Source organism: Streptomyces sp. WG5, assembly GCF_049974565.1.
Lineage (GTDB): Bacteria > Actinomycetota > Actinomycetes > Streptomycetales > Streptomycetaceae > Streptomyces.
On record NZ_JBNGGC010000003.1, the window covers coordinates 77829 to 99567 of the forward strand.

23 protein-coding genes are annotated in these 21739 nt (G+C 72.7%); 8 read left to right on the forward strand and 15 right to left on the reverse strand.

From position 1 onward, the window contains the following. Positions 1–37: 37 nt before the first annotated feature. The 3 genes from ACP4IX_RS04155 to ACP4IX_RS04165 form a co-directional block, all read right to left on the reverse strand. A complete protein-coding gene (locus tag ACP4IX_RS04155) occupies positions 38–775 on the reverse strand; it encodes a methionine ABC transporter permease (protein WP_426518751.1) in 738 nt (245 codons plus the stop codon). Continuing rightward, entirely contained in the window at positions 772–1809 is a 1038-nt protein-coding gene (locus ACP4IX_RS04160) for a methionine ABC transporter ATP-binding protein (protein ID WP_426518749.1), read from the reverse strand. The genes ACP4IX_RS04155 and ACP4IX_RS04160 overlap by 4 nt, the downstream gene beginning before the upstream one ends. Before the next feature lie 446 nt (positions 1810–2255). Next, on the reverse strand, positions 2256–2906 hold the full coding sequence (locus ACP4IX_RS04165) for an HAD family hydrolase (RefSeq protein WP_426518747.1): 651 nt from the start codon (positions 2904–2906) through the stop codon (positions 2256–2258). Between the two features lie 83 nt (positions 2907–2989). Here ACP4IX_RS04165 and ACP4IX_RS04170 point away from each other — a divergent pair, with 83 nt between their 5' ends. Together ACP4IX_RS04170 and ACP4IX_RS04175 are read left to right on the forward strand one after the other, a co-directional pair. After that, positions 2990–3349 (forward strand): hypothetical protein, encoded by a 360-nt coding sequence (locus ACP4IX_RS04170; protein WP_426518745.1) that lies wholly within the window; start codon positions 2990–2992, stop codon positions 3347–3349. After that, complete coding sequence (locus tag ACP4IX_RS04175) at positions 3330–3779, forward strand: hypothetical protein (protein ID WP_426518743.1); 450 nt, start codon at positions 3330–3332, stop codon at positions 3777–3779. Before ACP4IX_RS04170 ends, ACP4IX_RS04175 begins: the two co-directional genes overlap by 20 nt. A gap of 97 nt (positions 3780–3876) precedes the next feature. Here the strand turns inward: ACP4IX_RS04175 and ACP4IX_RS04180 are convergent, their stop codons facing one another. From ACP4IX_RS04180 to ACP4IX_RS04190, 3 genes are all read right to left on the reverse strand, one after another. Beyond that, positions 3877–4374: a GNAT family N-acetyltransferase gene (locus tag ACP4IX_RS04180; protein WP_426518741.1), complete on the reverse strand. Its 498-nt coding sequence runs from the start codon at positions 4372–4374 to the stop codon at positions 3877–3879. Positions 4375–4431: 57 nt separating this feature from the next. After that, entirely contained in the window at positions 4432–4926 is a 495-nt protein-coding gene (locus ACP4IX_RS04185) for a sigma-70 family RNA polymerase sigma factor (protein ID WP_426518739.1), read from the reverse strand. 73 nt (positions 4927–4999) lie between these two features. Next, complete coding sequence (locus tag ACP4IX_RS04190; protein ID WP_426518737.1) at positions 5000–6175, reverse strand: glycerophosphodiester phosphodiesterase; 1176 nt, start codon at positions 6173–6175, stop codon at positions 5000–5002. A 613-nt stretch (positions 6176–6788) separates the two neighbouring features. Here ACP4IX_RS04190 and ACP4IX_RS04195 point away from each other — a divergent pair. Continuing rightward, positions 6789–7460, forward strand: a complete 672-nt coding sequence (locus ACP4IX_RS04195) for a lysophospholipid acyltransferase family protein (RefSeq protein WP_345589911.1) — start codon at positions 6789–6791, stop codon at positions 7458–7460. A 156-nt stretch (positions 7461–7616) separates the two neighbouring features. On the opposite strand, the gene ACP4IX_RS04200 is transcribed toward ACP4IX_RS04195, so the two are convergent. From ACP4IX_RS04200 to argH, 4 genes are all read right to left on the reverse strand, one after another. Beyond that, positions 7617–9149, reverse strand: coding sequence for an MFS transporter (locus tag ACP4IX_RS04200; protein WP_426518736.1), 1533 nt, complete (start codon positions 9147–9149; stop codon positions 7617–7619). Between the two features lie 3 nt (positions 9150–9152). Then, positions 9153–9698 carry a TetR/AcrR family transcriptional regulator gene (locus ACP4IX_RS04205; protein WP_426554787.1) on the reverse strand — a complete coding sequence of 182 codons (546 nt, stop codon included), beginning with the start codon at positions 9696–9698 and terminating at the stop codon, positions 9153–9155. 126 nt (positions 9699–9824) lie between these two features. Further along, complete coding sequence (locus tag ACP4IX_RS04210; RefSeq protein WP_426518733.1) at positions 9825–10796, reverse strand: aldo/keto reductase; 972 nt, start codon at positions 10794–10796, stop codon at positions 9825–9827. 110 nt (positions 10797–10906) lie between these two features. After that, the gene (gene argH, locus ACP4IX_RS04215; protein ID WP_426518732.1) at positions 10907–12334 is read right to left on the reverse strand and encodes an argininosuccinate lyase; all 1428 of its coding nucleotides are present in this window, start codon (positions 12332–12334) and stop codon (positions 10907–10909) included. A 291-nt stretch (positions 12335–12625) separates the two neighbouring features. On the opposite strand from argH, the gene ACP4IX_RS04220 reads away from it, so the two are divergent. The 5 genes from ACP4IX_RS04220 (at position 12626) to ACP4IX_RS04240 (ending at position 16678) form a co-directional block, all read left to right on the forward strand. Then, a complete protein-coding gene (locus tag ACP4IX_RS04220; protein ID WP_426518730.1) occupies positions 12626–13213 on the forward strand; it encodes a pyridoxamine 5'-phosphate oxidase family protein in 588 nt (195 codons plus the stop codon). A 3-nt stretch (positions 13214–13216) separates the two neighbouring features. Further along, positions 13217–13939, forward strand: a complete 723-nt coding sequence (locus ACP4IX_RS04225) for a L,D-transpeptidase family protein (RefSeq protein ID WP_426554788.1) — start codon at positions 13217–13219, stop codon at positions 13937–13939. 89 nt (positions 13940–14028) lie between these two features. Further along, positions 14029–15411: a ferredoxin reductase family protein gene (locus ACP4IX_RS04230; protein WP_426518726.1), complete on the forward strand. Its 1383-nt coding sequence runs from the start codon at positions 14029–14031 to the stop codon at positions 15409–15411. A 27-nt stretch (positions 15412–15438) separates the two neighbouring features. Continuing rightward, positions 15439–15885, forward strand: a complete 447-nt coding sequence (locus ACP4IX_RS04235) for an FMN-binding protein (RefSeq protein WP_426554789.1) — start codon at positions 15439–15441, stop codon at positions 15883–15885. A gap of 55 nt (positions 15886–15940) precedes the next feature. Next, positions 15941–16678 carry an FAD:protein FMN transferase gene (locus tag ACP4IX_RS04240; RefSeq protein ID WP_426554858.1) on the forward strand — a complete coding sequence of 246 codons (738 nt, stop codon included), beginning with the start codon at positions 15941–15943 and terminating at the stop codon, positions 16676–16678. A 163-nt stretch (positions 16679–16841) separates the two neighbouring features. On the opposite strand, the gene ACP4IX_RS04245 is transcribed toward ACP4IX_RS04240, so the two are convergent. From ACP4IX_RS04245 to argC, 5 genes are read right to left on the reverse strand one after another with little or no spacing between them, the layout of a single operon-like run. Further along, positions 16842–17381 carry an arginine repressor gene (locus ACP4IX_RS04245; RefSeq protein ID WP_426518722.1) on the reverse strand — a complete coding sequence of 180 codons (540 nt, stop codon included), beginning with the start codon at positions 17379–17381 and terminating at the stop codon, positions 16842–16844. A gap of 7 nt (positions 17382–17388) precedes the next feature. After that, on the reverse strand, positions 17389–18594 hold the full coding sequence (locus tag ACP4IX_RS04250) for an acetylornithine transaminase (RefSeq protein WP_426554859.1): 1206 nt from the start codon (positions 18592–18594) through the stop codon (positions 17389–17391). Between the two features lie 17 nt (positions 18595–18611). Continuing rightward, positions 18612–19523 carry an acetylglutamate kinase gene (gene argB / locus ACP4IX_RS04255; protein ID WP_426554790.1) on the reverse strand — a complete coding sequence of 304 codons (912 nt, stop codon included), beginning with the start codon at positions 19521–19523 and terminating at the stop codon, positions 18612–18614. After that, on the reverse strand, positions 19520–20671 hold the full coding sequence (gene argJ, locus ACP4IX_RS04260) for a bifunctional glutamate N-acetyltransferase/amino-acid acetyltransferase ArgJ (RefSeq protein WP_426518716.1): 1152 nt from the start codon (positions 20669–20671) through the stop codon (positions 19520–19522). The genes argB and argJ overlap by 4 nt, the downstream gene beginning before the upstream one ends. Further along, positions 20668–21708, reverse strand: a complete 1041-nt coding sequence (argC, locus tag ACP4IX_RS04265; RefSeq protein ID WP_426518714.1) for an N-acetyl-gamma-glutamyl-phosphate reductase — start codon at positions 21706–21708, stop codon at positions 20668–20670. Before argC ends, argJ begins: the two co-directional genes overlap by 4 nt. Positions 21709–21739 lie beyond the last annotated feature (31 nt).

The window sequence follows — 21739 nt, forward strand, 5'->3', positions numbered from 1 at the left end:
TGGTACGGGGGGTGTGGGGGGGGACGTGGGTGGCGGCTTACGCGGCCTTGCTCACGTCGGCCGCCGCCGGCTCCTTGGCCTTCAGCAGGCGCAGCCGGGGCGCGGCGCCCGAGCGTCCGCCGCGGCGGTGCAGCGCGCGGGCCGCGGCGTCGCCGGCGAACTGGATGAGCGAGATGACGACGGCGAGGATCGCGACGGTGACCCACATCAGGCCGGACTCGAAGCGGTTGTATCCGTAGCGGACGGCGAGGTCGCCGAGTCCGCCGCCGCCGACGGTGCCGGCCATGGCGGAGTAGCCGATGAGGGCGATGACCGTGGTGGTGGTGCTGGCGATCAGCGACGGGAGCGCCTCGGGGACCAGGACCTTGCGTACGACGGTCCAGGTGTTGCCGCCCATGGCCTGGACGGCCTCGACGAGTCCGCCGTCGACCTCGCGCACGGCCGTCTCGACCAGGCGCGCGAAGAAGGGGATGCCGCCGACGGCGAGCGGCACGATCGCGGCCTCGCTGCCGATGGTGGTGCCGGTGATCCAGCGGGTGAAGTTCATCAGCGCGACCATGAGGATGATGAACGGCAGCGAGCGGCCGATGTTGACGATCTGGCCGATGACCTTGTTCACCACGGTGTTCTGCAGCAGGCCGCCCTTGTCGGTCAGCACCAGCAGGATGCCGAGCGGGAGGCCGCCGACCACGGCGATCAGGGTGGACCAGCCGACCATGATCAGGGTCTCCTGACAGGCCTGCTCCAGCAGGGGCTGCATCTCGGACCAGGTCACTTGGCACCTTCCTTCACCAGCAGGGACGGCTCGTCGTTGATCACGTCGATCTGGAGGCCCTGTTCGCGCAGGAAGCCGACGGGCACGACGTTGTCCTCGTAGCCGCCGGGCAGTTCGATGCGCATCCGGCCGACCTGGAGGCCGCCGACGGTGTCGATGGCGGCACCGAGGATCGATATGTCGATGTTGTAGGTGCGGGACAGCTGGGAGATGACCGGCTGGGTGGCCGCGTCGCCGTGGAAGGTGACGTCGAGGACGGTGCGGTCGTCGCCGGTCGCGTCGCCGCCGACCGGGAAGAGGGCGGCGGCCAGCTCGGAGCCCGGGGTGGCGAGCAGCTCGCCGACCGTGCCGGACTCGACGATGCGGCCCCGGTCCATGAGGGCGGCCGAGTCGCAGACGCTCTTGACGACGTCCATCTCGTGGGTGATCAGCAGGACGGTCAGGCCGAGCTGCCGGTTCAGGTCGCGCAGCAGCTGGAGGATGGAGCGGGTGGTCTCTGGGTCGAGGGCGCTGGTGGCCTCGTCGGAGAGCAGGACCTTGGGGTCGCCGGCCAGGGCGCGGGCGATACCGACGCGCTGCTTCTGGCCGCCGGAGAGCTGGGCGGGGTAGGCGCCCGCCTTGTCGGCGAGACCGACGAGGTCGAGCAGTTCCAGCGCCTTGCGGGAACGTTCCTTCCCGGACTTGCCGAGGATCTCCAGCGGCAGTTCGACGTTGTCCCGCACAGTCCGTGAGGAGAGCAGGTTGAAGTGCTGGAAGACCATGCCGATACGGCTGCGCGCCTGCCGCAGCTCCTTGCCGGCGCGGGAGCCGCGGCCGGCGAGCGCGGTGAGGTCCTGCCCGGCGACGGTGACCGTGCCGGCGGTGGGACGCTCCAGGAGGTTGACGCAGCGGATGAGCGAGGACTTGCCGGCGCCGGACTGGCCGATGACGCCGTAGACCTCGCCCTCGCGGACGTGCAGATCGACGCCGTCCAGGGCGGTGACCTCGCGGCCGCCCGAGCGGTAGACCTTGGTGAGGCCCGATGTGGTGATCACGTGGGTTTCCGTCACTGTCGAGTGCGCGGCGCGGTGATGTGCGCCGGGCACGGGGCGTTGTTCTTCGGGGTCTTGGGTCCTTCGGAACGCGGCACGGTTCTCGCGGTGGCGATGCACGGTGGCGACGCGCGGTGGGGTGGTGATCCGGGGAGAAACGTGTGCGCGGGGCGTGACTCAGCCGCGGGCGCGTTGCGCGGGCGCGGACATGAGCGGGCGCTCGCTTCGGGGCGCGAGGCTCAGGTGGTGCAGGGGCCCTCTAGAAGGCGCACATTCGACACATACAACGAGCACCGGGCGTCATCGTCGCCTCGGTCGCAGGGGTGCGGTCGCTCGTCGTGCTCATGCGATCAGTAAAGCAGACGTACGGTCCCGACCGGACACCGCTGTCCGAATAGTGGACAGCGGTGGACGGTGGACGGCCGGTGGCCGGCCACCGGGGGCGCGGATCAGCTCCGGACGGAGATCTCGACTCCCGCGTCGGTGACCAGGGCCGACAGGGCCGACAGGTCGGTGATCACCAGGTCGGCGTCGAGTTCGTCGGCCCGGTGGGTTGTGGCCAACGCCACGGTGGTCATGCCGGCGGCGCGGCCGGCCTGGAGCCCGGCGGGAGCGTCCTCGAAGACGACGCAGGCCGCCGGGTCGACGCCCAGGGCGCGGGCGCCGAGCAGGTAGGGCTCGGGATCGGGCTTGCCGCGGGTGATGTCGTCGGCGGCGACGAGCGTCTTGGGCAGGATGCCGACGGCGCCGAGCCGGGCCTCGGCGAGCCGCCGGGTGGCCGAGGTGACGACGGCCCAGCGGCCGGCCGGCAGTGCGCCGAGGAACTCCCAGGTCCCGGGCAGCAGGTGCACGCCCCCGTCCGGTACGTCCTCGACCTCCAGCCGCTCGATCCGCGCGACGGCCTCCGGGACGACCTCGGCGGGCAGCAGGTCGGCGGCTATCTCCGCGGCCGGCCGCCCGTGCAGCTCGACGCGCGCGAACTCCGCCGCCGTGATCCCGTACTCACCGGCCCACCGCGTCCAGCACCGGCGCACGGATTCGAGAGAGGAGACAAGGGTGCCGTCGTTGTCGAACAGGAGGGCCTGGGCGTGGATCTTCATGCCTTCGACCCTACGGCGCGACCGGTTCCCGCCGGACGGGGCCGGGGGCGGCTGGGCTTTTCGGGCGTAATAGGGTCGCTGCCATGCTTGACGTCCTGACGCTGGTGACCGGCGTCGCCGCGCTGCTGCTCGCCGCCTGGTGCGGCTGGGCGGCCTACCGTGACCAGCCGACCAAGGACTGGCACTTCATCGGCATGGCCGTGGTCTCGGCGCTGGCGCTGGTCCAGCTGGTGATCGGGATCGTGCGGCTGGCCGGGGGCGCGGAGCCGGAGCAGGGCACGACGATCTTCGTGGCGTATCTGCTGGGCGCCTTCGCCTGCGTCCCGGCGGCGGGGTTCATGTCGCTGGCCGAGCGCACCCGTTGGGGCTCGGTGACGGTCGCCGCCGGCGGTGTCGTCCTCGCCGTCCTGGAGGTGCGGCTGTATGACATCTGGGGAGGCTGAGACGGTGGCCACGCGGGAGAAGACGGACCGGACGCGCCTGATCGGCGGGCCCGGCATCCTGCTGGTGTGGCTGTACGGCGTGATGGTCGTGGGTGCCGTGTCCCGGTCCGTGTACCAGATCGCGACCGAGTTCGACCGGGCGCCGCTCCCCTACACGTTGTCGGCGGTCGCGGGCGTCGTCTACGGCTTCATCACGTACACCCTGGTGCGCGGCGGCGAGACGGCCCGCAGGGCGGCGCGGGTCTGCTGCGCGGCCGAGCTGGTGGGCGTGCTGGCCGTCGGTACGTGGTCCATGGTCGAGCCGTCGGCGTTCTCCGACGCGACGGTCTGGTCCGACTTCGGCATGGGCTACGTCTTCATCCCGGTGCTGTTGCCGCTGTCCGCGCTGTACTGGCTGCGGAGGGGTGCGCGGCACGGGGCAGCCGCCTGAGGCCGTCAGGCGGCTGCCGCTCTGCCGCGGCCGGTCGCGCCCGGGCGGCGGGGACCGGGTCTCGGCACGGTCCCCGGGCCACGGGAGCGCCCGGCCCTCACGCCGTCGCCGCGTACGTCCCCGCCGGCTTCTCCAGGACGACCATCGGGACGCCGTCCGCGCCCTCGGCCGTTCCCACCGTCTGGTAGCCGACCCGCCGGTACAGCCGCAGGTTGCCTTCGCTGCGGTGCCCGGTGTGCAGGCGGAAGCGCTTGGCGCCCCGGTCCTCGGCGAGCGCCGACTCGGCGGCCCGCAGCAGGCGGGCGCCGATGCCGTGTCCCTGGAGCCGCGGATGGACGCACAGCTTTCCGATGGACGCCGCCCCGTCCTCGGTCACCCGGCCGCGCACCGAGCCGACGATCTCCTCGCCGAGCCGCGCCACGAAGACGCAGTCGGCCGCGACCTCCTCGCGCACGGAGTCGAGGGTCTGGACGAGCGGGTCGATGCGGTAGTTGCCGTAGAGCGCCGCCTCGCTCTGGAAGCAGAGGTACTGCAGCCGGAAGATCTGCTCGGCATCCTGCTCGGCCGCCGCCGAGATGGTCACGCTCATGCCCATGTGCGCATGCCTCCCGCTCACCTGATCAGCTGTGGTCCCCCACTCCTATCCCCGTCCTCAGCGCGCCGCAACCTCCGGCGACAGCAATCGCCGCAGACATCCCAGACATCGGGAACGTTCCGGGCCAAGACTGCCCTGTGAGATACCCAACTCCCCCGCGATCTCCCGGTATGTGAGGTCCTTCGGCGACAACAGCGCCTCCACCAGCCGGGGGCAGCGGCCGGGCAGCCGGTGCACGGCGTCCCGCAGGGTGCGGCGGCGGGCCGCGGCGAGCGCGAGCTGCTCGGGCTCGTGCTCGGCGGCGCCGGCGGGTTCGGTCCCGTACGGCTGCTCGTCGCGGCTCGTACGGCGGGTGCGGCGGACCTCGACGCGAACGGCGCTGCGCAGCCAGCGGTGCGGGTCGCGGGGCGGGCCGTCGGCCTCCAGGCGCTCCAGCAGGCGCAGCCAGACCGCCTGTTCGAGATCGCCGGGGTCGACTCCGGACGCATATGCCTCGGCCGAGGCCTCGGCGGTGAGCAGTGGTTGCAGCAGGGTGACCAGGTCATGCGTCATATGCGGGTCGACGCGGCCGCCCGGGCGGCGGTTGCCCGGGCGGCCGGAAGTCACCCCAACCGGGGGCGGTGGCTCAGCTGTTGACGAAGTCCTCGCGGGCCAGCACACCGGTGTCCGGGTGGTCGGTGAAGACGCCGTCGATGCCGGTGGCGAAGTAGGCGCGGAAGGCACCGAAGACGTCGCCGTAGGCGTCCGGGTCGCTGCCCCTGCGGAAGTCCGCGGGGAGGAAGGGGTTCTCGTTGCGCAGGGTGTACGGATGCAGGATCAGGCCCGCGCGGTGCGCGTCGCGGACGAGCGTGGTCGGCTCGGTGAGCCGGCCGGCGGAGTCCCGCGGGATGATCAGGTCCAGGGTCGGGCCGATGCCCTGCGCGTAGGAGGCGATCTCCTTCAGGCCCTTCGGCGTGACGAGGTCGGCGGTCGTGCGCGGGTCGCCGGTCTCGACGAAGTCCCAGGGGCGGCTCTTCGCGCCGGACAGCAGGACGGCGAGGGGGTTGCCGACGAGCCTGTTCATCCGCTGGATGCTGGTGGGCTCGAAGGACTGGATGATGACGGGCGAGTTCTTCCGGTCCTTGCCGTACTTGCGCAGGAGCCGCGCGAGCCGTTCCTCCGTACCCAGGCCCAGCTTGCGGAAGTAGGTCGGGTGCTTGAGTTCGGGGTAGATCCAGACCTGCTTGCCGCGCCTGCGGGTCTGCTCGTTCTGCCAGCGCAGCACCTCTTCGAAGGTGGGGATCTCCCAGCGGCCGTCGTAGAGGGTGCTGTGCGGGCGGTTGGCCGGGATGCGCTCGGTGGCGCGGAGCGTCTTGAGCTCGGCGAGCGTGAAGTCCTCGGTGAACCAGCCGGTGACCGAGACGCCGTCGAGCAGCTTGGTGCGCTTGCGGTCGGCGAACTCGGGGTGGTCGGCGACGTCCGTGGTGCCGCCGATCTCCGGCTCGTGCCGGCAGACGAGGTGACCGTCCCTGGTCGGGACCAGGTCGCCCGCCTCGACGATGTCGGCGCCCATGTCGAGCGCGAGTTCGTAGGCGCCGAAGGTGTGCTCGGGGCGGTAGCCGCTGGCGCCGCGGTGGCCGATGACCGTGGGAACGGGCAGGCTCCTGACGCCGCCGCCGCGTCCGCCGCCGTGCCGGGGGTCGGCGGCTCTCGCCGTGCCGGACAGGCCGAGTACGGCTCCGCCCGCACCGAGCACCGCTGCTCCGAGGAGCGCCCGCCGTCCGGTGCCGCCCGCCTGCTCGTCCGACTCCTGCGTTCCCATCAGGGCCTCCTGCCGTTGACCGTCGCTGCGGGCCGATCGTAGGGGCGCGTACATGACGAGCGGGAGACCGCGACCGGAACACGCGGGTGCCTGGGCGTGTCGTATGAGTCGTACGGGCTGGGAGGGGCCGTCGGGACGGGATGTCTGACGCGCCGTCGGCTTCGTGTCGGCCGGGCGGGGTACGCGGTCGGTGGCCGGGTTCGTCGTGGCGGTGCCCGACGAGCCCCGCGGCCACGGAGAAGGGGTCGGCGGCACGGCTCCAGCGGCGCGCCTCGCACGGTCCGCCCGTCGCCCGTGTTTCGATCCGGTCGGTGTCCGGACCCCCGGACCGACGACGCCGGTCCCTGCGGACCAGGACAGTGACGGCGGCGGCCATGACGGCACAGAGCACGGCGAGTACGGCGAGGACCGGCACGCGGTCCCTTCCCCTGCGGACGCGACCTGCCTCACGTCCTCGGGTGGGCGTCACGGCCCCGCGACACCCTGCACCGCAGGTGAACACAGCTCAACAGCGGGTAGGACCCGGATGACCCGACGTGCGTGACCCCCTCGGCCGCGAGTAATGTCCTCACCTGCACAGACTCATACCGCATCCCCGACACCGGAGGACCCGTTGTCCCGCTTCGCGCTCATCAAGGCAGTGCTCGGCCCGATCATGCGCCTGATGTTCCGCCCACGGGTGGAGGGCGTGGAGAACATCCCGGGCGACGGTCCGGTGATCCTGGCCGGCAACCACCTCACGTTCATCGACTCGGTGATCATGCCCCTGAAGTGCGACCGGCAGGTCTTCTTCATCGGCAAGGACGAGTACGTCACCGGCAAGGGTCTCAAGGGCCGGCTGATGGCCTGGTTCTTCACCGGCGTCGGCATGATCCCGGTCGACCGGGACGGCGGCCGGGGCGGGGTCGCGGCACTGATGACCGGCCGCCGCGTGCTGGACGAGGGCAAGGTCTTCGCCATCTACCCGGAGGGCACCCGCTCCCCCGACGGCCGTCTCTACCGCGGCCGTACCGGCATCGCCCGGCTCACCCTGATGACCGGCGCCCCCGTCGTGCCGTTCGCCGTGATCGGGACCGACAAGCTCCAGCCGGGCGGCGCCGGCCTGCCCCGGCCGGGCAGGGTCACGGTGCGCTTCGGTGAGGCGATGGAGTTCTCGCGCTACGAGGGCATGGACCGCGACCGCTACGTCCTGCGGGCCGTGACCGACTCCGTGATGACCGAGGTCATGCGGCTGTCCGGCCAGGAGTACGTGGACATGTACGCGAGCAAGGCGAAGGCGGCGTAGGACGGCGGGACGGACGGAGGCGAACGGACACGAAGACGGCGGGTCGCTCGGTGAGCGACCCGCCGTCTTGGTGTGCCGAACGCCAGTGGGCCGGTGGGCTTGGGCACCCGTGCCTGCCGGTGGGGCCGCCCCGTACGCGTACCGCTACCGGTCCCGCTACGGGTGCTCCGCCCCGTCCTCCAGGCGCTGGCCCCGCAGCAGGAACCAGGAGGCCACCGCGGCGGCCAGGAGGACGGTGGCGCCGACGCCCGCCGCGAGGGCCAGGCCGTCGACGAACGCCTGGCGGGCGGCGTCCAGCAGGGCCTCGGCCGACGGGGCCGGGAGCCCGGAGGCTGCCTCCACCGCGCCGCCCAGCGACTCGTGCGCCGCGGCCGGGGTGCCGTCGGGGCCGGTGAAGTCGCGGTAGACGCCGGTCACGATGGAGCCGAGCACCGCGATGCCGAGGGCGGCACCGAGTTCGTACGCCGTCTCGGAGACCGCGGAGGCGGCTCCCGCCTGCTCGCCCGGCACGCTGGACAGGATCACGTCGGCGGTGACGGTGAACGAGAACCCGGCGCCCACGCCGACGACGAGCAGGACCGCGCCGAGCAGCGGGTAGCCGGTGTGCTGGCCGATGACGGTCAGCGCGGCCAGCGCGAGACCGACGGCGGCGAGTCCGCCGCTGACCACGGCACGCACCGAGAAGCGCCGGGCCGCGCGGCCGGCGATCAGGCCCGCCACCACCGCGCCGACGGCGGCGGGCAGTTCGGCCAGGCCCGCCTCGAACGGCCGCCTGCCCTGCACCAGTTGCAGGTACTGGGAGAGGAAGAACACCAGCCCCGACAGGCCGAGGATGGTCAGCAGGTCGGCCAGCACCGCGCCGCTGAAGCCGCGACTGCGGAACAGCCGCATGTCGAGCAGCGGTGCCGGCATGGTCAGCTGGCGGCGGACGAACCCGTACAACGCGGCGGCGCCCAGCAGCCCCGCGGCGAGCGTGGCCCACGCGAAGCCGTGCGCGGCGGCCTCCTTGACGGCGTACACGACACCGACCATGCCGATCAGCGAGAGCAGGACGCTGAGCAGGTCCCACGGACCCGGGTCCGGGTTGCGCGACTCGGGCAGCAGCTTGATGCCGACGACGACCAGAACAGCCATCACGGGCAGGTTGATCAGGAAGACCGAGCCCCACCAGAAGTGCTCCAGCAGGAAGCCTCCGACGACCGGTCCGACCGCCGCGCCGGCCGAGGCCGTGGCGCCCCAGATGCCGACGGCGAGGCTGCGTTCGCGCGGGTCGTGGAAGAGGTTGCGGATCAGGGCGAGGGTGGCGGGCATCAGGGTGGCGCCCGCGACGCCGAGCAGGGCCCGGGCGACGATCATCAGTTCGGGCGTGGACGCGTAGGCGTTGAACACCGATATCGCGCCGAACGCCGTGGCGCCCACGAGCAGGATCCGCTTGCGGCCGATGCGGTCGCCGAGGCTGCCCATGGAGACGAGCAGACCGGCGATGACGAAGGAGTAGACGTCGCCGATCCAGAGCAACTGGGTACCGGAGGGCGCGAGATCCTCACTGATGTAGGGGGTCGCGAGACCGAGAACGGTCGCGTCGACGGCCACCAGCAGCACGGCCAGTACGAGGACGGACAGCGCCAGCCAGCGGCCGGGGCGCTTCACCGCCTCGGTCGGCCGGGCCGGCTGCAGGGTGCGGGTCATGGTTCACTCTCTCCGAAGTGCGCCGCCGAGCAGCAGCTCGACGATCATGTGGGTCAGGTCGTTGCGGGCCACGCGGCCCTCGGTCACCGCCCAGGCGCCGGAGGCCAGCAGCCCGTAGAGCGCCTCGGTGAGCCAGGCCGGGGTGAGGTCGATGCGGAACTCGCCGCTCTCCTGGCCGCGGCGGAACACCGCGGCCATCCGGGCGTCGATGCGGGCCCAGCCCTCGTTCTGCCCCTCGCCCTCGAACAGCTGGTTCTCGGTGTAGAGGAAGGCGAGCAGGCCGGCGGAGGGCTCGATCTCGCGCACGAGTCTGCGCACCGCGTCGGCCGCCGGCCCGTCGTCCAGGCGGGCCGCGTCGAGGGCGGCCTCGCACTCGGCGATGCCGAGCGACTCCAGCGCCCGGACGAGGGCGTCGCGCCCGGCGAAGTGCCGGTGCAGCGTGGCACGGCTCAGCCCGGCCGCCCGGGCGACCTCGTCCATGGTCGCGGTGGCTCTGCGGGTCAGCAGGGCCGCCGCGCTGCGCAGTACCTGGTCTCGATCAACAGCCATGAGACAACGATAGCCCGCATGAGACACATTTGTCTCATGCGGGGCATGGGTGACTCACCCCCAGGGCGGCACGTCACGGCTGTCGACGTCAGCGGGGGGCGGCTGCCCGCCCCCCGCGGTGGGGGCTCAGTGCCAGGGCAGCCGCCCGCGCCGCTCCCAGTAGGCGTGCGGGTCCTCGACGAGTGCGTCCAGGCGGGCCACCTGGTCGTCGTCGAGGTCGACGACGGCGGCGTGCAGGTTCGAGCCGAGCTGGTTCACGGTCGCGGCGCCGGAGAGGACGACGCCCGCCCAGGGCCGGCGCAGGACCATGGCGAGGGCGACCGCGTCACAGCCCAGGGCCGTCTCCTCCGCGACGGCCTCCAGGGCACTGGGCGCGTGGGGCTCCGCGAGACGGCCGTTGGCCATGCCCTCCTTGACGATCACGGTGAGCCCGGCCTCGTGCGCCTCGGCCAGCGCGGGCCCGGCGGAGGTCTCCAGCACGTTGTACGTCGACTGCACGGTGCGGAAGAGGGGTTCGCCGTCGACGGTCACCGCGAGCGCGGCGCGGATGGCGTCGGCCTGGGCGGGGCCGCTGGTGGAGAATCCGACGGTGACACCGCCCGCGGCGGCTTCGGCGAGCTTCGCGTGCAGTTCCTTGTCGGTGAGCGCCGGGCTCTCGGGGGTGAGGGAGTGGATCTGGTAGAGGTCGAGCCGGTCGCCGAGCAGGGCGCCGGTCTCGGCGTGCTGGCGCTCGTACGTCGCGACGCCGTGGTCCTTGACCTCGTGCCGCTCGGCGTCGGCCGACCAGTCGGCCGTGTAGGTGTAGCCCCATTTGCTGCCGACGACCACGTCGTCGACGTCCGGGCGGTCCCTGAGCCAGTCGGCGAGGAACTCCTCCGAGCGCCCGTAGGAGCGGGCCGCGTCGACGTACCGGACGCCCTGCGCGTAGGCGGCGTCGAGCAGGTCGTGCGTGCGCTCGCGCATCGCCTCGACGCTGCGGTCGGCCGGCAGGTCCCGGTCGCGGCCGAGGTTGATGTAGCCGGGGCGGCCGACGGCGGCGAGCCCCAGACCGATGTGGCAGGTGGGGGTGGTCGCCGCGGCCAGGCGGGCGAAGGGCATCGCGGGCTCCGTTCGGTCGGGTGCTTGGCCGGGGTCCGTCCGCAGGACAGGCCCCGGCGACCAACGTAACCGCGATGCCGCGCCGGCACACCGGCCGCTACGACCGGCTGCTACTTCCGGGCGTCCGCCCACGCGTGCTGACCGGCCACGTCGGCCTTCACCTCGGCGAGCTGGACGGCGACCGCGCTGGGCGCCGTACCGCCACGGCCGCTGCGGGAGGCCAGGGCGCCGGGGACGTTGAGGACGGTACGCACCTCGGGGGTGAGGTGGGCGGAGATCTTCGCGAACTGCTCGTCGGTGAGCTCGTCCAGCTCCTTGCCCTCGGCCTCGGCGGCCTTCACGCACTCGCCGGCCACCTCGTGCGCGACGCGGAACGGCACGCCCTGCTTGACGAGCCACTCGGCGATGTCGGTGGCGAGGGAGAACCCGGCCGGGGCCAGTTCCTCCATGCGCTCGCGGTGCACGGTGAGGGTGGCCATCATGCCGGTGAAGGCGGGGAGCAGGACCTCCAGCTGGTCGATGGAGTCGAAGACCGGCTCCTTGTCCTCCTGGAGGTCGCGGTTGTACGCGAGCGGGAGGGCCTTGAGGGTGGCCATCAGGCCGGTGAGGTTGCCGATCAGGCGGCCGGACTTGCCGCGCGCCAGCTCGGCGATGTCGGGGTTCTTCTTCTGCGGCATGATCGACGAGCCGGTGGAGAAGGCGTCGTGCAGGGTCACGAAGGAGAACTCCTTCGTGTTCCAGATGATGATCTCCTCGGCGATCCGGGAGACGTTCACGCCGATCATCGCGGTGATGAAGGCGAACTCCGCGACGAAGTCGCGGGAGGCCGTGCCGTCGATGGAGTTGCCGGCGCTGCCGTGCTCGAAGCCGAGGTCCCTGGCGACCGCCTCCGGGTCCAGGCCGAGGGAGGAACCGGCCAGGGCGCCCGAGCCGTACGGCGACACCGCCGTGCGCTGGTCCCACTGGCGCAGCCGCTCCGCGTCCCGGGACAGCGCCTGGACGTGGGCGAGGACGTGGTGGGCGAAGAGCACCGGCTGGGCGTGCTGGAGGTGGGTGCGGCCGGGCATCGCCACGTCCGGGTGGGCCTCGGCGAGGCCGATCAGCGCGTCCTGGAGGTCGGCGATCAGACCGCCGACGGTCCGGGCCCGGTCACGCAGGTACATGCGGAAGAGGGTCGCCACCTGGTCGTTGCGGGACCGCCCGGCGCGCAGCTTGCCGCCGAGGTCGGGGCCGAGCCGCTCCAGCAGGCCGCGCTCGAGGGCGGTGTGGACGTCCTCGTCGGCGATGGTGCCGACGAAGGAGCCGTCGGCGACATCCGCTTCGAGCCGGTCGAGGCCGTCGATCATCCGGGTCAGCTCGTCCTCGGTGAGCAGCCCGGCCGCGTGCAGCACGCGCGCGTGGGCCCGCGAGCCGGCGATGTCGTAGGGGGCGAGTCGCCAGTCGAAGTGGACGGACGCGGACAGCTTCGCCAGGGCCTCGGCGGGGCCGTCGGCGAAACGGCCGCCCCAGAGCCGGACGTCACCGCTGTTGCTGCTCACTTGGGTCGCTCCTCAGGGCCGTTGATGTGCCACCGGCTCCGCACGGTTACCTCCGGTGGCATGCATGAGTATGCAGAGCTATGCATGATTCGTCAATTCGGCGGGGCCGTGAACGCGCCGCCTCCCCCTTCCCCGTACCCCTGGCCGGGCGCAGCGCCGTGGCCGCCCCGCGAAACGCCGGCCGGGGCGGCCACGGCTTCGTCCGGCGGAAGCGCGGCGGCGGCGTCCGCATGGCGGGATCTCCAGGATTCTCCGGACAGGCGTACGAAGCATCACCCATAATCGTTAGACATGGGAAAGACTTACGAGCGCATAGACGGCAGGCTCCGCGCCTTCATCGAGGCACAGCCGCTCTTCTTCACCGCCACCGCGCCCTTGTCCGGCGACGGCACGGTCAACCTGTCCCCGAAGGGTCTCACCGGCAGCTTCGCCGTGCTCGACGAACTCACCGTGGCCTACCTCGACTTCGCCGGCTCCACCGCCGAGACCGTCGCCCACCTGCGTGAGAACGGACGGATCACGCTGATGTGGTGCGCCTTCCAGGGGCCGCCGAACATCGTCCGGGTGCACGGCCGCGGCGAACCGGTCTTCCGCGACGACCCCCGCTTCCCGGAGCTGCTCACCCACTTCCCGGACATCGACACCAGCCGGCACGGGCTGCGCGCGATCGTCGTCGTGACCGCCGAACTGGTCCGCGACTCCTGCGGCTACGCCGTCCCCTTCATGGCGTACGAGTCCGACCGGGAGCTGCACGGCAAGCGTTTCGCGCGCGAGGACGACGCCTCGCTCAGCGCGTACTTCACCAAGAAGGAGCACATCGCCACCAGCCTGGACGGCCTCCCCGGGCTGCCGTTGCCGCTGCCCCCGTCTACCGTCTGAGCCATGCGCCCCGGTGTCCTCGCCGTCCTCGTCTCCGCCTCCCTCCTGGTGCTCGGCGCCGCGCCCCCCGGCGGGCCCCCGCCCCGGCCGCTGCCGGCCCGGATGGCGGACACCGGCGGCGGCAGCCAGCTGATCACCGCGGTCGCGCCGGAGACCGGCTCGGCCGAGGGCCGGGTCACCTGGTGGGACCGCAGGGACGGGGGCGCGGACGGCGGCCGGTGGGTGGAGGCCGGCTCCGCGCCCGCCCGCTTCGGAGCCGACGGGCTGACCGACGGAACGACGCGCGAACAGGGCACGAACACCACGCCGACCGGGCTGTACGACCTGCCGTACGCCTTCGGTGTCGCGGCGGCGCCGCGCGGGACGTCGTACCGGTACCGCCCGGTGCGCCAGGACTCCTGGTGGTGCCAGGACACCGCCTCCCGCTCCTACAACCGCTGGACCGAACCGCGCCCCGCGGACTGCCGCGCCGCCGAGGCCGAGCACCTGATCACCTACCCGGCGCAGTACGCGCACGCCCTGGTCGTCGGCTTCAACTACCACCGCCCGGTGCGCGGACGCGGCGCCGGCATCTTCCTGCACGTCGACGGGCGTGGGGCGACGGCCGGTTGCGTGTCGGTGCCGGCGGAGGCGATGCGCCGCATCCTGCGGTGGGCCGACCCGGCGGCCCGGCCGCACATCGCGATCGGCACGGCCGGCGGGGCGACGGCGATCACGCGCTACTGAACGGCGGCACGAGTACCGGAAGCCGGCTGAACGCCGGGGCGGTGCGGCGCGTATCCGTGGGCCAAGGGCCGAGTCCCCACGGAGGAACCGTGACCACCACGCTCGCCGGCGGCCGTGCCGCCCGCCGCCAGACGATGCGGCGCATCCGCCCGCGCCGCTCCCCCGCCGTGCCCCTGCTGCTCGCCGTGTGGGCGGGCGCGGCGGGCGTGTTGTGGCTGTGGTGGCACAACACGCCCGCGGTCTCCGACGGCACCGGGAAGGTCCTGGACGCGGGCCGGATCACCGGCCTGCTCGCCGGGTACCTGATGGCGCTCGTGGTGCTCCAGACGGCGCGGGTGCCCGCGCTGGAGCGGCGGGTGGGCTCCGACCGGGTCGCCCGCTGGCACGCCATGACCGGCCGCTACACCCTCTGCCTGGTCCTCGCCCACGTCTTCCTGATCATGTGGGGTTACGCCGCCCGGGCGGGCAAGGGCCTGGGCGGCGTCGTACAGCAGACGATCAGCTCCGTGAACCAGCTGCCGGACATGGGCAAGGCCGCCGCCGGCACCGGACTGCTGGTCCTCGTCGGCCTGCTGTCCATCGGCCCGGTCCGGCGCCGGATCCCGTACGACGCCTGGTACCACGTGCACCTGCTCACCTACGTGGCGGTGTTCCTGACCTTCTGGCACCAGCTCACCACCGGCAACGACTTCGCCGTCGAGCCGGTCGCCACGACCGTCTGGTACGCCCTGTACGGGTCGGTGACCGCGCTCGTGCTCTGGTACCGCGTCCTGACCCCCCTCCGCCTCAACCTGCGGCACCGGATGCGGGTCGAGGCCGTGATCGAGGAGACGCCCGGCATCGTGTCGGTACTGATCGGCGGGCGCAGGCTGCACCGGATGGGCGCGGAGGCGGGGCAGTTCTTCCGCTGGCGGTTCCTGGCGCCCGGGATGCGGTTCAGCTCCCACCCGTACTCGCTGTCGGCGGCGCCGCGCCCGGACATGCTGCGGATCACCGTGAAGGCGATCGGCGACCACAGTGCCCGGCTGCGCGAGCTCACGCCCGGCACCCGGGTGTGGGCGGAGGGCCCGTACGGCGCCCTGACCGCCCAGCGCCGCAGCCGCGGCAAGGTGCTGCTGGTGGCGGGCGGGGTGGGGATCACCCCGATGCGGGCGCTGTTCGAGACGCTGCCCGGGGCGTCCGGCGACATCACCCTGCTCTACCGGGCCAACAGCACCCAGGACCTGGCGCTGTGGGACGAGCTCGCCGGGATCGCCGACGAGCGCGGGGCCCGGCTGATGTACGCGGTCAACGGCCCGGACGGGGAGCGCCCCGACATCTCCGCCCGGACCCTGAGCCGCAAGATCCCGGACGTCGACCGCCACGACGTCTTCCTGTGCGGACCACCCGGCTTCGCCCAGGCGGTGTACGAGGCACTGCGCGGCGCGGGGGTCCCCGCCCGCCGTATCCATCACGAGTCGTTCGAGATGTGAGCGACGGACGTCAGGAGTCCAGGACAGATGAGGAAGAGCCACCCCGTCCGGCGTGCGGTGCTCGCCGGCGCCGCGACCGTGTCCGGCATCGTGCTGCTGCTGTCGCTGAAACCGGCGTCCGACCCGGATTCCGCGTCGGCGGCGGGCGGCGCGGCCCCGCCGGTGGCCGCGCAGTCGCCGCAGGGCGGCCGGGACGCGGGGGCCGGCACGGTCACGGGTGCCGCGGCCAGTACCCCGTACGGGCCCGTGCAGGTCCGGCTCACGGTGAACGGCGGGAAGATCACGCGCGCCGAGGCCGTGCAGGCGCCCGACGGCGGGAAGAGCGGCCGGATCACCGCCGACGCCGTACCCGGACTCAACCGGGCCGCCGTCGCCGCCGGCAGCGCCGACATCGACACCGTCTCCGGCGCCACCTACACCAGCGCCGGATACAGACGGTCGTTGCAGTCGGCACTGGACCGGGCCGGCGGCTGACACCGTGGCCGAGTCCGCGCGGGCTCCCGCCCCGGTGCGCCACGTGGAGGAGACGATGGGGACCGTCTTCTCCTTCGACGTCCGCGGCGGGGAACCCGCGTCCGTACGGACGGCACTGGACGAGGCGGTCGCGGGGCTGCGCCGGGCCGACGAGGTGTTCAGCACCTACCGGGAGGACAGCCAGGTCTCCCGCCTGGCGCGCGGTGAACTGACCGTCGCCGCGTGCGCGCCCGAGGTCGGCGAGGTGCTGGAGCTGGCGGCCGAGGCGGAGCGGGTGAGCGGCGGCTGGTTCAGCACGTCGTACCGGAGCCGGCCGGACCCGACCGGGATCGTCAAGGGGTGGGCCGTGGAGCGTGCGGCCCGGCGGATCGCGGCGGCCGGTGCGCGTGGCGTCAGCGTCAACGGGGGCGGGGACGTGCAGCTGCTCGGGACGCCGGGGGCGGGGCGGCCGTGGCGGGTCGGTGTGTCGGATCCGCTGCGTCCGGGCGGACTGGCGGCCGTCGTCTCCGCCGCGGGGACGGCCGAGCTGGCCGTGGCGACGTCCGGCAGCGCGGAGCGGGGCGCGCACGTCGTCGATCCGCGCACCGGGCGCTCCGCGGTGACCGACCTGGTGTCCGTGACGGTGGTGGCGCCCCGGCTGACCTGGGCGGACTGCTGGGCGACGGCGGCGTTCGCGAGGGGGTCGAGGGAGGGGCTGCGGTGGCTGGAGTCCCTCGACGGGGTCGAGGCGCTGTTGATCACGGCGGGGGACGAGGCGCTGTGCACGAGGGGGCTGGCGGGGTGGCTGGGGTGAGTGGCGTCGGCGAGCGACCGGCAGTGCCGCCCGGCCGAACGCCTTCGCCCGCGGCCGGGCGGCACCCGACGGCCCCGGCTGAGGCGCCCCGAAGGGCGCGGGGAACGGCGCGAGCAGTCACGCACGGTCCGCAGCCGACGGACAGGAGAAGCCGCCGCGGCGCTCAGTGCCCGTTCTGGGCCAGCCGCAGCAGGTGGTCCGCCAGGGCCTGCCCGCCCGTCGGCTCCCTGCTGATCAGCAGCAACGTGTCGTCACCCGCGATCGTGCCCAGGATGTCGTGCAGCTCCGCCTGGTCGATCGCCGAGGCGAGGAACTGCGCCGCCCCCGGAGGGGTGCGCAGGACCACGAGGTTCGCCGACGCCTCGGCGGAGATCAGCAGCTCCGCGGAGAGCCGCCGCATCCGCTCCTCCTTCGCCGACCCCCCGAGCGGGGCCCGCGGGGTGCGGAAGCCGCCCTCGCTGGGCACCGCGTAGATGAGGTCGCCGTCGGTGTTGCGGATCTTCACCGCGTTCAGCTCGTCCAGGTCCCGGGAGAGCGTCGCCTGCGTGACGGTCAGCCCGTCGTCGGCGAGCAGCTTCGCCAGCTGGCTCTGCGAGCGCACCGCCTGCCGGTTGAGGATGTCCACGATCCGGCGGTGGCGTGCGGTGCGGGTCTGCGGAAGGGCGGGCCCGGCCGTCTGCTCGTGCTCCTGCGCATGGCTCATCGTCGTCTCATTCTCCGGATCGTCCGTCCCCGTGGGCCGCGTGGGCCTGGTCAAGGATGCCGGGAAGCGCCCCGAGGAACGCGTCCACCACGTCGTCGCCGAGGTTCAGCGCGGGCATCAGCCGTACGACATCGGGTGCGGGCGCGTTCACCAGGATTCCGGCGTCCTGAGCCGCCTGCTGCACCCGGGGTGCGAGCGGCTCGGTGAGCACGATACCCAGAAGGAGACCCGCGCCCCGGACGTGGCCGACCAGGGGGTGGCCGAGCGCCTCGACCGCACCGCGGATCTTCTCGCTCTGCCGCTTGACGTTGTCCAGCAGTCCCTCGTCCGCGATGGTGTCGAGGACGGCGAGTCCGGCGGCGCAGGCGACCGGGTTGCCGCCGAAGGTCGTGCCGTGGTGACCCGGCCGGAGGAGTTCGGCGGCGCGTCCGAAGGCGACCGTCGCGCCCAGCGGCAGGCCGCCGCCGAGGCCCTTGGCGAGGGTGACGACGTCCGGCAGGACGCCCTCGTGCGCCTGGTACTCGAACCAGTGCCCGGTCCGGCCGATCCCGGTCTGCACCTCGTCGAGCACCAGCAGCGCCCCGGTGGCGGCGGTGATGGCCCGGGCCGCCTTGAGGTAGCCGGGCGGCGGGACGACGACGCCGTTCTCGCCCTGGATCGGCTCGATGACGACGAGGGCGGTGTCCTCGGTGACCGCGGCGGCCAGTGCCTGCGGGTCTCCGTACGGTACGTGGGTGACGTCGCCGGGCAACGGCAGGAACGGTTCCTGCTTGCCGGGCTGGCCGGTCAGCGCCAGGGCGCCCATCGTGCGGCCGTGGAAGCCGCCGTGGGTGGCGACCATGTGCGGCCGCCCGGTCAGCCGGCCGATCTTGAAGGCGCCCTCGTTCGCCTCGGCGCCGGAGTTGCAGAAGTAGACCCTGCCGTCGCGGCCGAAGCGCTGGAGGAGCCGTTCGGCGAGCACGACGGGCGGCTCGGCGACGAAGAGGTTGGAGACGTGGCCGAGGGAGGCGATCTGCCGGCTCACCGCCTCGACCACCGCCGGGTGGGCGTGGCCGAGCGCGTTGACCGCGATGCCGCCGACGAAGTCCAGGTACTCCGTGCCGTCGGCGTCCCAGAGCCGGGAACCCGCACCGCGCACCAGGGGCAGGCGCGGGGTGCCGTAGTTGTTCATGAGCGCGCCCTGCCACCGCTCGGTCAGCTCTTCGTTGTTCACGGCTGCCCCTGTGCTGCTCACGACTCCCCCTGTTCGTCCGGCACGACCATCGTGCCGATGCCCTCGTCGGTGAAGATCTCCAGCAGGATCGAGTGCTGGACCCGGCCGTCGATGACGCGGGCGGTGGTGACGCCGCCCCGTACGGCGTGCAGGCAGCCTTCCATCTTCGGCACCATGCCGCTGGACAGCTCGGGCAGCAGTTTCTCCAGCTGGGACGCGGTGAGGCGGCTGATCACCTCGTCCGAGTGCGGCCAGTCCTCGTAGAGGCCCTCGACGTCGGTGAGGACCATGAGAGTCTCGGCGCCGAGCGCCGCAGCGAGTGCCGCAGCCGCCGTATCGGCATTGACGTTGTAGACATGCCCCGAATCACCGTCGTCCTGGGAACGGGCGATCGACGAGACGACCGGGATACGGCCGTCGGCGAGCAGCGCCTCGATGGCGCCGGTGTCGATCTCGGTGATCTCACCCACCCGCCCGATGTCGACGAGCTCGCCGTCTATCTCGGGGCGGTGCCTGGTGGCGGTGATGGTGTGCGCGTCCTCGCCGGTGAGACCGACGGCGAACGGGCCGTGCTGGTTGAGCAGTCCGACCAGCTCGCGCTGCACCTGCCCGGCCAGCACCATCCGTACGACGTCCATGGCGTCCTCGGTGGTGACGCGCAGGCCGGCCTTGAACTCGCTGACGATGCCGTGCTTGTCGAGGGCGGCGCTGATCTGCGGGCCGCCGCCGTGCACGACGACGGGCTTGAGGCCGGCGTGGCGCAGGAAGACGACGTCCTGGGCGAAGGCGGCCTTCAGGTCCTCGTCGATCATGGCGTTGCCGCCGAACTTGATGACGACGGTCTTCCCGTGGTGCCGGGTCAGCCAGGGCAGTGCCTCGATGAGGATCTGGGCCTTGGGGAGCGCGGTGTGCTTCCTCGTGGTGCTCATGAGCTGTAGGCGCTGTTCTCGTGGACGTAGTCGGCGGTGAGGTCGTTGGTCCAGATGGTGGCGGTGGCGTCACCGGCGGCGAGGTCGGCGACGATGTGGACCTCGCGGTAGCGCATGTCGACCAGGTCGCGGTCCTCGCCGACGCCGCCGTTCTTGCAGACCCAGACGCCGTTGATGGCGACGTTCAGGCGGTCGGGCTCGAAGACGGCGGAGGTCGTGCCGATCGCGGAGAGCACGCGGCCCCAGTTGGGGTCCTCTCCGTGGATGGCGCACTTGAGGAGGTTGTTGCGGGCGATGGTGCGGCCCACCTGGACGGCGTCGTCCTCGGTCGCGGCGTTCACGACCTCGACCCTGATGTCCTTGCTGGCGCCCTCGGCGTCCCGGATGAGCTGCTGCCCGAGGTCGTCGCAGACGGTGCGTACGGCCTCGGCGAACTCGGGGTACTCCGGGGTGACGCCCGCGGCGCCCGAGGCGAGCAGCAGCACCGTGTCGTTGGTGGACATGCAGCCGTCGGAGTCGACGCGGTCGAAGGTGACCCGGGTGGCGTCGCGCAGGGCGCGGTCGAGCACCCCGGTCTCCAGGTCGGCGTCGGTGGTGAGGACGACGAGCATGGTGGCGAGGCCCGGCGCGAGCATGCCGGCGCCCTTGGCCATGCCGCCCACGGTCCAGCCGTCCTTGGTGACGACGGACGTCTTGTGGACGGTGTCGGTGGTCTTGATGGCGATGGCGGCCTTCTCGCCGCCGTGCTCGGACAGCCGGCCGGCGGCGGTCTCGACGCCCGGCAGCAGCTTGTCCATGGGGAGCGGTAGGCCGATGAGTCCCGTCGAGCAGACGGCGACCTCGCCCGCGCCCACGCCGAGCACCTCGGCGGCCTTCTCGGCGGTGGCGTGGGTGTCCTGGAACCCCTTGGGGCCGGTGCAGGCGTTGGCACCGCCGGAGTTGAGGACGACCGCGGACAGCTGCCCGCCCTTGAGGACCTGCTCGGACCACAGGACCGGGGCGGCCTTGACGCGGTTGGAGGTGAAGACGCCCGCGGCGGCGCGGCGGGGGCCGGTGTTGACCACGAGGGCCAGGTCGGGGTTGCCGCTGTCCTTGATTCCGGCGGCGATACCGGCCGCTGTGAACCCCTTTGCTGCCGTCACACTCACGGCGCGACTCCGATCGTCGTCAGTCCGGTGGTCTCGTCGAGACCCAGGGCGATGTTCATGCTCTGGACGGCACCGCCCGCGGTGCCCTTGGCCAGGTTGTCGATGGCGCTGATGGCGATGATGCGGCCCGCGGCGGCGTCGTACGCGACCTGGACCGCTACGGCGTTGGAACCGTAGACGGACGCGGTGGCCGGCCACTGGCCCTCGGGCAGGAGGTGCACGAAGGGCTCGTCGGCGAAGGCCTTCTCGTAGGCGGCGCGGACGGACTCGGCGGTGACACCGGGCTTCGCCTTGGCGGTGCACGTGGCGAGGATGCCGCGGGGCATCGGCGCGAGGGTCGGGGTGAAGGAGACGGAGACCGGCTCGCCGGCGACCGCGCCGAGGTTCTGGATCATCTCGGGGGTGTGCCGGTGGCCGCCGCCGACGCCGTACGGCGCCATGGAGCCCATGACCTCGCTGCCGAGCAGGTGCGGCTTGGCCGCCTTGCCCGCGCCGGAGGTGCCGGAGGCGGCGACGATCACGGCCTCGGGCTCGGCGAGCGCCGCGGCGTAGGCCGGGAAGAGCGCCAGCGACACGGCGGTCGGGTAGCAGCCGGGCACCGCGACGCGCTTGGCCCCCTCCAGCGCCGCGCGGGCGCCCGGCAGCTCGGGCAGGCCGTAGGGCCAGGTACCGGCGTGCGGGGAGCCGTAGAACTTCTCCCAGTCGGCGGCGTCCCTCAGCCGGAAGTCGGCGCCCATGTCCACGACCAGCACGTCCGGCCCGAGCTGCTCGGCGACGGCGGCGGACTGTCCGTGCGGCAGCGCGAGGAAGACCACGTCATGCCGTCGGCCCTGCCCGGCGAGCACCTCGGGCGTCGTCGCCTCCAGGACGCGGTCGGCCAGCGGCAGCAGGTGCGGCTGGAGCGCGCCGAGCCGCTGACCGGCGTTGGAGTTGCCGGTCAGGGCACCGATCTCGATCTCGGGGTGCGCGAGGAGCAGACGCAGCAGCTCTCCGCCCGCGTACCCACTCGCTCCGGCCACCGCCACACGTACAGCCATGGAAAACCCTCCTCCTGGATGGCATGACTAT